Source organism: Clostridium sp. UBA6640, assembly GCF_002455975.1.
In the GTDB taxonomy this organism is placed as follows: Bacteria; Bacillota; Clostridia; order Clostridiales; family Clostridiaceae; genus Clostridium_J.
The window spans coordinates 58140-68674 of the sequence record NZ_DKLM01000070.1; the positions used below are offsets into that span (position 1 = coordinate 58140).

The 10535-nt window shown below is 32.2% G+C and carries 11 protein-coding genes; all 11 read left to right on the forward strand.

Annotation, left to right across the window (positions count from 1 at the left end):
• Window positions 1-341 precede the first annotated feature (341 nt).
• Window positions 342-2249, forward strand: coding sequence for an acyl-CoA dehydrogenase family protein (locus tag B2W91_RS07625; protein ID WP_291579807.1), 1908 nt, complete (start codon window positions 342-344; stop codon window positions 2247-2249).
• 54 nt (window positions 2250-2303) lie between these two features.
• A complete protein-coding gene (locus B2W91_RS07630; RefSeq protein ID WP_291579809.1) occupies window positions 2304-3503 on the forward strand; it encodes an FprA family A-type flavoprotein in 1200 nt (399 codons plus the stop codon).
• A gap of 339 nt (window positions 3504-3842) precedes the next feature.
• A complete protein-coding gene (locus tag B2W91_RS07635) occupies window positions 3843-4292 on the forward strand; it encodes a MarR family winged helix-turn-helix transcriptional regulator (RefSeq protein ID WP_291579811.1) in 450 nt (149 codons plus the stop codon).
• Between the two features lie 22 nt (window positions 4293-4314).
• Window positions 4315-5301: a beta-ketoacyl-ACP synthase III gene (locus tag B2W91_RS07640; RefSeq protein WP_291579812.1), complete on the forward strand. Its 987-nt coding sequence runs from the start codon at window positions 4315-4317 to the stop codon at window positions 5299-5301.
• 23 nt (window positions 5302-5324) lie between these two features.
• A complete protein-coding gene (gene acpP, locus B2W91_RS07645) occupies window positions 5325-5558 on the forward strand; it encodes an acyl carrier protein (RefSeq protein ID WP_291579814.1) in 234 nt (77 codons plus the stop codon).
• Window positions 5559-5675: 117 nt separating this feature from the next.
• A complete protein-coding gene (fabK, locus tag B2W91_RS07650) occupies window positions 5676-6611 on the forward strand; it encodes an enoyl-[acyl-carrier-protein] reductase FabK (protein ID WP_291579816.1) in 936 nt (311 codons plus the stop codon).
• 12 nt (window positions 6612-6623) lie between these two features.
• Entirely contained in the window at window positions 6624-7559 is a 936-nt protein-coding gene (fabD, locus tag B2W91_RS07655) for an ACP S-malonyltransferase (protein ID WP_291579818.1), read from the forward strand.
• Between the two features lie 14 nt (window positions 7560-7573).
• A complete protein-coding gene (gene fabG, locus B2W91_RS07660; protein ID WP_291579820.1) occupies window positions 7574-8314 on the forward strand; it encodes a 3-oxoacyl-[acyl-carrier-protein] reductase in 741 nt (246 codons plus the stop codon).
• A gap of 21 nt (window positions 8315-8335) precedes the next feature.
• A complete protein-coding gene (fabF, locus tag B2W91_RS07665; RefSeq protein WP_291579822.1) occupies window positions 8336-9574 on the forward strand; it encodes a beta-ketoacyl-ACP synthase II in 1239 nt (412 codons plus the stop codon).
• A 2-nt stretch (window positions 9575-9576) separates the two neighbouring features.
• Window positions 9577-10071 carry an acetyl-CoA carboxylase biotin carboxyl carrier protein gene (gene accB, locus B2W91_RS07670; protein ID WP_291579823.1) on the forward strand — a complete coding sequence of 165 codons (495 nt, stop codon included), beginning with the start codon at window positions 9577-9579 and terminating at the stop codon, window positions 10069-10071.
• A gap of 20 nt (window positions 10072-10091) precedes the next feature.
• A partial coding sequence (gene fabZ, locus B2W91_RS07675) for a 3-hydroxyacyl-ACP dehydratase FabZ (RefSeq protein WP_291579825.1) occupies window positions 10092-10535 on the forward strand: 444 nt, incomplete at its 3' end.

The following is a 10535-nucleotide window of genomic DNA, read 5'->3' on the forward strand; positions in this document are numbered from 1 at the left end:
TTCATTATTAATCCTTAATTTTTAAGGTAGTTTATCTATAGAGTTATGGGCTTAGTTTTCATTGTAATATTTAGTAATAGGATATACATAGAATATGTAGACGGAAATATTATAACTTTAGAATAAATAATAGGAGTTTATGGGGGGGATTTATAAAAAAGTTAAAATTAGGATTGAAATGTATACTTTTTAGGTATACAATAAAGTTATACGGTTTAAGTATACTTTAAGGAATACATTTAAGTAGATAATTTTTACAAATAAAAGATAACTGGATAAGTTGATAAAATCAATACAGAATGATAGTTATGAACCGTGTTAATTAAAGGGGAGGTGCAGTTATGTTTTTTAAAACTACAGAAGATCATGAAAATTTAAGAATGAGAATCAGAAAGTTTGCTGAAGAGAAAATTAAGCCTATTGCATTTATGTTAGATGAGGAAAATAAGTTTCCTTCAGAAGAAATTAAAGAACTAGCTGATATGGGTATGATGGGGATTCCATATCCCAAAGAATATGGTGGAGCAGGGCTGGATGTAATCAGCTATGCAATCGCTGTTGAAGAATTATCAAGAGTGGATGGTGGTACAGGTGTAATTCTTTCTGCTCATACATCTTTAGGTGCATATCCAATTGCTGGTTATGGAACAGAAGAACAAAAACAAAAATATTTAGTTCCACTAGCAAAAGGAGAGAAAATTGGAGCATTTGGCTTAACTGAAGAGAATGCTGGAAGTGACGCTGGTGGTACTGAGACTACTGCTGTACTAGAAGGCGATTATTATATTTTAAATGGTGAAAAAATCTTCATTACTAATGGTGGTGAGGCTGATATTTATATTGTTTTTGCAGTTACTACACCAGATATAGGTACTCGTGGTATTAGTGCATTTATTGTTGAAAAAGGATGGGAAGGATTTACTTTTGGACAACATTACAACAAAATGGGTATTCGTTCTTCCGCAACTGCAGAACTTGTGTTCAATAATGTGAAAGTTCCTAAGGAAAATTTATTAGGTAAAGAGGGCGAAGGTTTCAAAATTGCCATGTTAACTTTAGATGGCGGACGTATTGGGATAGCATCACAAGCTCTTGGTATAGCGCAAGGTGCTTATGAAAATGCGTTAGAATATTCAAAAGAAAGAATTCAATTTGGTAAACCTATATGCCAACAACAGGCCATTTCTTTTAAATTAGCTGATATGGCAACAAAGCTTAGAGCAGCTAGATTGCTTATTTATAGCGCAGCAGAGTTAAAAGAAAATCATGAACGTTATGGTATGGAAGCTGCTATGGCTAAACAATACGCTTCTGACGTTTGTCTCGAGATTGTAAATGATGCACTTCAAATCTTTGGTGGAAGTGGATATTTAAAAGGTATGGAAGTTGAACGTGCTTATAGAGATGCTAAGATTTGTACAATATATGAAGGAACTAATGAAATTCAACGTATAGTTATTGCTGCTAATATAATTGGTAAGATGCCAAAGACAGAAAGTACAGGCAGAATTGCTAAAAAAGGACCTGCTACAGGTTATCGTAAGAAAGTTATCTTCAAAGATGGAACTGCTAAAGAAAAAGTTGATGCACTTGTAGAAGCACTTAAAGTAGATGGATATGACTTTACAATAGGAATTCCTATAGACACTCCTATAGCTAAAGCTGAAAGAGTGGTAAGTGTAGGTCAAGGTATAGGTGCAAAAGAAAATATGAAACTTATAGAAGACTTAGCAGTTCAGGCTGGTGCAGCTATAGGTTCATCACGTCCAGTAGCTGAAACGCTTAAATATGTGCCAATAAATCGTTATGTTGGTATGTCAGGTCAAAAATTCAAAGGAAATCTTTATATTGCTTGCGGTATTTCAGGCGCAGGTCAGCATTTAAAGGGTATAAAAGATGCTTCTACTATTGTTGCTATAAATATTGATGCAAATGCTAAAATATTTAAAAACGCAGACTATGGTATTGTTGGTGATTTAATGGATATACTACCAATACTCTCTGAAGCTTTAGATAATGGAGAAGCTAAGAAAGAAGCTCCACCAATGAAGAAAATTAAGAGAGCTGTTCCAAAGAAAGTTGCTCCAAGCTGGAAATATCATGTATGTAATGGATGTGGTTATGAATACGATGCCGCTGTAGGTGATCCTGAAGGAGAAGTAAATCCAGGTACACTTTTCGAGAATTTACCTGAAGAATGGACCTGCCCTGCTTGTGGTGAAGAGAAAGATATGTTTATAGAAGTTTAGTTTCTATAATAATTAAGCATAATAAAAGGTTTCTAGGTAAGGAGGATTTAATCTATGTATTGTGTTAGAAATATAACTGAGGATCTTTATTGGGTTGGAGGCAACGACCGTCGCCTTGCCCTTTTCGAAAATATTCACCCTATTCAAAAAGGGGTTTCATATAACTCTTATTTACTTTTAGATGAGAAAACAGTGCTATTCGATACAGTTGACTGGTCAATTTGCCGTCAATTACTTGAAAATGTTAAAGGACTTCTTGGGGAGAGAACTTTAGATTATATGGTAATAAACCATATGGAGCCAGATCATGCTGCTTGCATTGAAGAAATTATTCTTCGTTATCCAAATGTGCAAATTGTATGTACTGAAAAAGCTGCTTTATTTATGCGTCAATTTGGCTTCCAAGTTGATGGAAAATTGATAGAGGTTAAAGAAGGAGACACAATGTCTTTTGGAAAACACAATGTTGTATTTGTGTCTGCTCCAATGATACATTGGCCAGAGGCTATGGTAACATATGATACTACTAATGGCGCATTATTCTCAGCTGATGCTTTTGGTTCTTTTGGAGCATTAGATGGCAAGCTATTTAATGATGAAGTAAACTTTGATCGTGATTGGATTGATGATGCAAGAAGATATTATACAAATATCGTAGGTAAATATGGTCCTCATGTTCAAGCTCTTTTAAAGAAAGCAAGCACTATAGATATAAAAATTATATGTCCATTACATGGACCAGTATGGCGTAATGATTTTGAATATTTACTAGGTAAGTATGATAAATGGAGTCGTTATGAACCAGAGGAAAAAGGTGTAATGATTGTTTATGGAACAATGTATGGCAATACAGAAGCAGCTGCTAATGACTTAGCAACAAGACTAGTGAAAAAAGGAATAACTAATGTAGTTATGTATGATGTTTCAAAAACTGATGTTTCTTATTTGATTTCTGAAACATTTAAATATAGTCATATAGTCCTTGCTTCAGTAACTTATAATTTAAACATTTATCCACCAATGCTAAATTATATAATGGATATGAAAGCATTAAATCTTCAAAAACGTACATTTGCTCTTATTGAAAACGGCTCATGGGCACCTCAATCTGGAAAGTTAATGCGTGAACTTTTAGATGAGATGAAAGAGATGACTATTTTAGACAGCGATATGACAGTAAGTTCTAGTATGAAAGAAGAGGATGGAGATTCAATGGATGCCATTGTTGATAGCATTATTGAATCAATGAAATAATTTTTTAAAATATATATTTAAGATCAACTTATGGATTAGCCTCATAAGTTGATCTTTTTTTATAAAAGAAGTTTTAAATTTGATAAATATCATATCTTTTGAGCATTATATTTATATAATCATAGAAGTTATACATCATGTGATTTTATAAGTATTGGAATAGCTAAGATTTTTCAACAAACCCACGTTATTTTAAAGTGCATTTTGCATTATCAATTATGGATTTAAAATATATATTTCATAATTGTTATATTAAAAAAATATTGACATAAAATAATTATAAGTTTATACTTTGATTATCAAAATATTTGAATATCAAAATAAAGGAAGTAGAAAAATATGAAACAATCTTCTTTAAAAAAGCATGTATTAAATGAATTATTAGTTCAAACTTTTAATGACATTTTAAAAATAGAACAAAAAGCATTAGCAGAAAGTGTTTTAAAGGATTTATCTATAACTGAAACACATACCATTGAAGCTATAGGTATGTATGAGGTTAAAACTATGAGTGAAGTTGCACAAAGTTTAAAAATAACTGTAGGAACTTTAACTACAGCAATAAATAAGCTTGTAAAAAAGGGATATGTTGAAAGAAATAGATGTGAAGAAGATAGAAGATCTGTAAAGATAAAATTAACTAGAAAAGGTAAGCTTGCTTATAGAATACACGAAAGATTTCATCATGAGATGATAAAAGCTAGCATTGAAGGGCTTTCACAGGAAGAAGAAGATGTTTTAATTAGGTCCCTAGAAAAGCTTAATGAATTTTTTAAATCTAAATATTAGACTTTATGAACGGAGGTTAATAATGAAAAACGTTCAAATTCTAGGTACAGGAAGCTATGTACCAAACAACTTAGTAACTAATGATATGTTGTCTCAATATGTAGAAACTAGTGATGAATGGATAGTTAGTAGAACTGGAATTAAAACTAGATACATATCTAAAGATGAAACTACAACAGAGCTCGCTGTAAATGCAGCTAAGTTGGCATTACAAGATAGTAATACAACAGCAGAAGAAATAGATTTAATTATAGTTGCTACAATAACACAAGATACATTAACACCCTCAACAGCTTGTAATGTTCAAGCGGCAATAGGTGCTAAAAATGCTATGGCATTTGATATATCTTCAGCTTGTAGTGGTTTTATATATGGTATAGATATTGCAAGCCAATTTATAAAAAATGGTACTTACAAAAAAGCTTTAGTTATAGGAGCAGAAGTATTATCAAAGATAATTGATTGGAGCGATAGAAGTACTTGTGTGCTTTTTGGAGATGGTGCTGGTGCAGTAGTAATTGCCACAAGTGATGAAGCTTGTATAACTTCTATTCAATGTAGGGCTGATGGTAGCAAAGGAGAATCACTAACTTGTTCTGCTGTAGATTTAAAGAATATATATAGTGATGGTACTAAAGATTTTCACGATAAAGTTGTAATGAATGGCAAGGATATATTTAAATTTGCTGTAGCTGTATTAGAAAAATCCATAGAAAGAATTTTAATAGAAAACAATCTTAATATTGATGATATAGACTATATTGTACCTCATCAAGCTAATTTTAGAATAATTGAAGCAGTATCTAAAAGAAAAAATTATGATATTAATAAATTTTATATGAATTTAAGTAAGTATGGCAATACTTCAAGTGCAAGTATTATATTAGCACTTGATGAACTAAATAAAAAAAATTTACTTAAAAAAGGAAACAAAATTATTATCATAGGATTTGGTGGAGGCCTTACCTATGGTAGTGCATTAATAAATTGGAATAAGGCATCTAAATAAAAAGATTATATGGAGGAATAAAAATGACATTTGAAAAAGTTAAAAAAATAATAGCAGATCAATTAGGATTAGAAGAGGCAGAGGTAACATTAAATTCAACTTTTAGTGATGATCTAGGAGTAGATTCATTAGAACTATTTGAGGTAATTATTTCATTAGAGGAGGAATTTAATATAGAAATTCCTAATGAAGAAATAGAAGATATAAAAGATGTTAAAGGTATTGTTGATTACATTGAAAAAAAGATAAATAATTAATATGTATAGCTTCTCAGTTATAACTGAGAAGCTTCCACAATTGTACATTTTAAACTGTAAATTGTGCATTAAAAATTGTGGCAAAACCACAATTTTGCTTTTATAGGAGGAATAAATATGAGTTCTACAATTTGTGAAATGCTAAATATAAAATATCCTATAATTCAAGGAGCTATGGCTTGGATTGCAGATAGTACACTAGCAGCAGCAGTTTCAAATGCTGGAGGTCTTGGGATTATAGCAGCAGGAAATGCTCCAGTAGAGTATGTAAGAGAAGAAATAAGGAAGGCAAAACAGCTAACAGATAAACCTTTTGGAGTAAATGTTATGATGCTTAGTCCTCACGCAGAAGATATAGCTAAATTAGTTTGTGAAGAAAGAGTAAATGTGGTTACAACTGGTGCTGGAAATCCTGGTAAATATATTGCAATGTGGAAATCTCATGGCATAAAAGTTATACCAGTAGTACCTTCTGTTGGATTAGCAAAGAGAATGGAACGTTATGGAGCGGATGCTGTAGTAGCAGAAGGATGTGAAGCTGGTGGACATATAGGGGAGCTTACAACTATGGCATTAATTCCACAGGTTGTTGATGGCGTAAATATACCTGTTATAGCTGCTGGTGGCATAGCTGATGGCAGAGGTGTAGCAGCTTCATTCATGTTAGGAGCTAAAGGAGTACAATTAGGTACTAGATTTCTAGTAGCTCATGAATGTAATGTGCATAAAAACTATAAAGAAAAAGTTATATCTGCAAAAGATATAGACTCAATAGTAACAGGCAGAAGTACAGGGCATCCTGTTAGAGTATTAAAAAATAAATTAGCTAGAGAATTTCAAAAGCTTGAAAAAGAAAACGTATCTCCAGAACAATTAGAGCAATTAGGAAGAGGCGCGCTACCTAAAGCTGTTATCGAAGGAGATATCGATATGGGTTCTGTGATGGCAGGTCAAATAGCAGGACTTGTAAGCAAAGAACAAAGCTGCGAAGAAATAATAAGGGAAATTTTTGAAGAGACATATAAGGTGATGCTTAACTTTAGCCATTATTAATAGGAGGAAACTATGGGTAAAATAGCTTTTATATTTCCTGGGCAAGGTTCCCAGTATGTAGGAATGGGAAAAGAACTTTATGAAAATATAGAGATATGTAGAGATATATTTAATACGGCTAGCGAAGAATTAGGGTTTGAAATAAGTAAACTTTGTTTTGAAGGATCTATAGAGGAACTTAGTGTTACAGAAAATACTCAGCCAGCTATATTAACTATGAGCATAGCTTGCCTCAAAGCATTAGAACATTATGGAATAAAGTCTGATGTAGCAGCAGGGTTAAGTCTTGGAGAATATTCAGCACTTATTTATAGCGATGTTATAAAATTTGAAGATGCAGTTAAATTAGTTAAAAAAAGAGGAAGATTTATGCAAGAAGCAGTGCCAGTAGGACTTGGTGGTATGTCAGCTGTATTAGGTCTAGAAGAAAATATTATAAAAGAAATTTGTAATGAAGTAAGTAGCGAAGGTATTTTAGAACTTGCTAACTTAAATTGTCCAGGTCAAATTGTTATAGCAGGAGAGATAAAAGTTTTAGAAAAGGCATCACAATTATGCAAAGAAAAGGGAGCTAAGAAAGTGGTACAATTGCCACTTAGTGCACCTTTTCATACATCAATGCTAAAAACAGCAGCAGAAAAGTTATCATTAGAGCTTGAGAAAATAGAATTTAATTCAATGAAAGTTCCTGTGATAACTAATGTGACTGGTGATTATATAAATGAAAATGAAAACATCAAGAATATTTTAAAGCTACAGGTTATGAGTTCAGTTAGGTGGGAAGATACCATACGAACTATGATAAGAGATGGTGTTGATACTTTTATTGAAATTGGACCAGGTAAAACTTTAAATGGATTTGTTAAGAAAATAGATAGAAAATTAAAGATATTAAATGTAGAAGATATATCTTCTTTAGAAAATACAGTAAAAAGTTTAAAGAGCTAATAGGAGTGAGTATTATGTTACAGGGAAAGAATGTTGTAATAACAGGTGCAAGTAGAGGAATAGGAAGAGCAATAGCATTAAAATTAGCTTCTTTAGGTGCTAATATAGTCTTTAATTTCAAAAATAGTATTAATAAAGCTGATGAGCTTGTAAAAGAAATAGAAGCTTTAGGTGTAAAGGCTAAGGCAGTTCAAGGCGATATTGCTAAACTAAAAGATGCAGAAGAATTAATTAGAGCTTGTAAAGAAGACTTTGGTTCTGTAGATGTGTTAGTAAATAATGCTGGTATAACAAAAGATAATTTAGTTATGAGAATGAAAGAAGAAGACTTTGATGACGTTATAGATACAAATTTAAAAGGTACATTCAATACTATAAAACATGTAACCCAAATTATGATGAAACAAAGAAGCGGTAAGATTATAAATATAAGCTCAGTAGTAGGTATAGTAGGAAATGCAGGGCAGGCAAATTATAGTGCTTCTAAAGCAGGGGTTATAGGTCTTACTAAATCAGTAGCTAAAGAGCTTGGTAGCAGAGGAATAAATGTAAATGCTATAGCACCAGGATTTATAGAAACAGATATGACAGAGGTATTAAATGATAATATTAAGGAAAATTTACTTAAAAGCATTCCATTGAAAAAACTTGGAAGTAGTGAAGATGTTGCAAATTTAGTAGTGTTTTTAGCTTCAGAACAATCTAAATACATAACTGGCCAAGTTATAAATGTAGATGGCGGAATGGTGATGTAGAATTTATAGGAGGATGCATTTATGAATAAAAAAGTTGTTATAACAGGTATGGGAGCGTTGACTCCATTAGGTAATAATGTAGAAACTTCTTGGAATGGTATTAAAAGTGGAAAATGTGGAATAGATTTCATAAAAACCTTTGATGTTACAAATTTTAAAGCAAAAGTTGCAGGCGAACTTAAAGATTTCAATATAGAAGATTATATGGATAAAAAAGAGGCAAGAAGAATGGATAAGTATTGCCAATATGCCATGGTAGCTACTGAAGAAGCAGTTAAAAATTCAAATTTGGATATTGAGTCTTTAAATAAAGAAAGATTTGGAGTAATGATTGGCTCAGGTATAGGTGGACTTGAAACTATAACCGTTGAATATAAAAAATTAATGGAAAAGGGACCTAATAGGGTTTCACCATTTATGATACCTATGATAATAGGAAATATAGCAGCTGGAAGTGTAGCTATAAAGTACGGTGCAAAAGGAATTTGTTCTACTGTGGTTACTGCTTGTGCAACAGGTACAAATGCAATAGGAGAGGCTTTTGAAATGATAAAATCTGGCAGAGCAGATGTAATTATTGCAGGTGGATGTGAAGCACCTATAGTTGATATAGCAATGGCAGGATTTTCTTCTTTAACAGCACTGACAAAAAGTGAAGATCCTCTAAGAGCGTCAATTCCTTTTGATAAAGAACGTAATGGATTTGTTATGGGAGAAGGTGCAGGCATTGTTATACTTGAGTCCCTTGAGCATGCTAGGGCAAGGGAAGCTAAAATATATGGGGAGATAATAGGATATGGAGCAACCTGTGATGCCTTTCATATAACTCAACCATCACCAGACGGTGAAGGAGCAGCAAGGGCTATGAAAATGGCTATAGAAGAAGCTCAAATAGAAGCAAGTGATGTTTCTTATATAAATGCTCATGGAACAAGTACTCCATATAATGATAAGTTTGAAACTTTGGCAATAAAATCGGCCTTTGGAGAAGAAGTATATAAAATACCAATAAGTTCAACCAAATCTATGATAGGGCACTTACTTGGAGCAGCTGGGGCTGTTGAAGCTATAGTATGTATTAAATCTTTAGAAGAAGGATTTATACCTCCTACTATAGGGCTTAAAATTCAAGATGAAGATTGTGATTTAGATTATGTTCCTAATGTGGGAAGAACTAAACAATTAAAATATGCACTATCTAACTCTTTAGGATTTGGCGGACATAATGCTAGTATTTTACTTAAAAAATGGGAGGAGTAATTATGGATTTTAAAAGCTTACAGCAGCTTATAAAAGCTGTTAGTGAATCAAATCTTACATCCTTTGAGGTAGAGCAAGATGGACTAAAAATAAAAATGAAAAAAGAAGTTGAAGTTGTTAATGTTCTAGAGAAAAATTCATCTTCTGTTATGCATGAAACATCAGTTGATACCCAAGTGAATTTGGAAAACGATAGTAAAAAAACTATGGGAAAATTTCCAGAAAGGGTTGAATCAGAGGCTTATTGTAGCGAAGACCTATGCACTATAAATTCGCCTATAGTAGGAACCTTTTATTCATCACCTAGTCCTGATTCTAAGGTTTTTGTAGAGGTAGGAAGTAAAGTTAAAAAGGGAGATACACTTTGCATAATAGAAGCTATGAAGCTTATGAATGAAATTGAAAGTGATGTAGATGGCATTATTACAGAGATATTAGTACAAGATGAAGATATGGTCGAATATGGGCAATGTCTATTTAAGATAAAGAAGGATTAAAATCTAATAAAAATTATTATATGGGAGGGAAAAAATTGGAAAAGAAAAGTTATGATATAAAACAAATACAAGAAATAATACCTCATAGATATCCATTTTTATTTATAGATAAAATTGAAGAAGTTATTCCAGGTAAAAGTGCTATAGGAATAAAAAATATAACTATGAATGAATACTTTTTTCAAGGGCACTTTCCACAGGAACCTGTACTCCCAGGAGTGATAATTATTGAGGCATTAGCACAAGTGGGTGCAGTTGCACTACTTGATACTGATGATTTTAAAGGTAAAACTGCTTATTTTGGTGGAATTAAAAATGCTAGATTTAGAAAGAAAGTAGTTCCAGGAGATACCTTAAAACTAAAGGTAGAAATAATAAAAATGAGGGGTCCTATGGGTATAGGTAAAGCAGTAGCAACAGTAAATGAAGAAGTAGCTTGTGAAGCAGAGTTAACTTTTGCGATA